Origin of the sequence: uncultured Campylobacter sp. (assembly GCF_938045595.1) — a bacterium.
Lineage (GTDB): Bacteria > Campylobacterota > Campylobacteria > Campylobacterales > Campylobacteraceae > Campylobacter_B.
In genome coordinates this window covers 1-1,204 of the sequence record NZ_CALIBB010000196.1, presented here as the reverse complement: position 1 = coordinate 1,204, position 1,204 = coordinate 1, and the positions used below count along the sequence as shown (strand labels likewise).

1 protein-coding gene and 1 pseudogene are annotated in these 1,204 nt (G+C 50.8%); both read right to left on the bottom strand.

Annotated features, from left to right (window positions below; translation table 11 throughout):
- Positions 1–267, bottom strand: a pseudogene (locus tag Q0340_RS07785) (cysteine--tRNA ligase); the annotation flags it as partial.
- The coding region (locus tag Q0340_RS07780) for a lipid II flippase MurJ (protein WP_298082842.1) at positions 254–1,204 on the bottom strand (951 nt) is incomplete at its 5' end. The gene Q0340_RS07780 and the pseudogene Q0340_RS07785, both read right to left, overlap by 14 nt.

Sequence of the window (1,204 nt, the reverse complement as noted above, 5' to 3'; positions counted from 1 at the left end):
CTCCGTGATCTCCTCCAGGCTTTTGCCGCTCTGCTCCATCTTTTTTAAAATTTTATCGTCGATGTCGGTGAAATTTCGCGCAAATTTTACCTCATAGCCCTCGGCCTGCAGTACGCGGCGCAGCAGATCGAAGCTCACGGCGCTTTTTGCATGCCCAAGATGCGCGTCGTCATAAACGGTCGGGCCGCAGGCGTAAATGCGCGCCACCCCCTCGCTAATGGGTTTAAAAGGGAGCTTCTTTTTGCTCAAACTATCATAAATTACCATAATACAAGCCTTTTAAAATGTATAAAATCGCCGCTTCGCCCGCACAAAGCGCCGCGATCGCAATAATTTTTTTTGCGCGGATTATAGCCAAAAAGTTATTAAATCCAAAAAAATAGAGATTAAAGCCGAACAGAAACGCTCCCGTTATCGTGCTTGCAAACGCAAGTCCCACGGCTCCGAAGGGTTTAAAAAACAGCGCGCACAAAGCGATGTTTATAAAGACGCACCAGATCGAAATTTTCGCGCTTAGCTTCTGCTTCATATTTGCATACAGCCAGTGCGAAAAAATCCTAGACAGCCCAAACGGCACGAGCCCTACCATATACGCGCCGAGAACCGCGGCGCATTCGATAGAATTTTGGCGAGTAAATTCTCCGCGCTCAAATAGCAGCTGCGTGATCTCGTTTCGCAGCATCACGCCGCCTATCGCAGAGAGCCCGAGTAGCGCCAAAAGGAAGTAAAACCCGCGCTCCACTAACGCCAGAGCCTGCGCATCGTCATGAGCTTTTACGAATTTGCTCATGCGCGGAAAGATTGCCGTGCTAAGCGCGATCGCAAAAAGTGCGAGCGGTAGCTGAAATATGCGGTTGGCGTAGTAAAGATAGCTGATACTGCCGCTAGCAAGGAAGCTTGCAAAAAAGGTATCAATAAACGAGCTTAGCTGAAGCGCCGATGCACCGAGCACGCCTGCGAAAAAATTTTTATAAAAGCCCTGCGTCTGCGGTTTATCGCCTCGCGCGAGCCGCGCAAAGCCGCCCGCTAAGACGCGCAGCATGCCGGTAAATTTCAACGCATAAACATGTACCGCTAGCTGCAAAAGTCCGCCCGCCACGACGCCGAAGCTAAGATAGAGCACCGCCGTAGCGCCGTCTTTGCCGCGAGCTAGCAGAAGCGCCGCGATCATCGCTAAATTTAAAAGTGCGGTCGAAAACGCCGT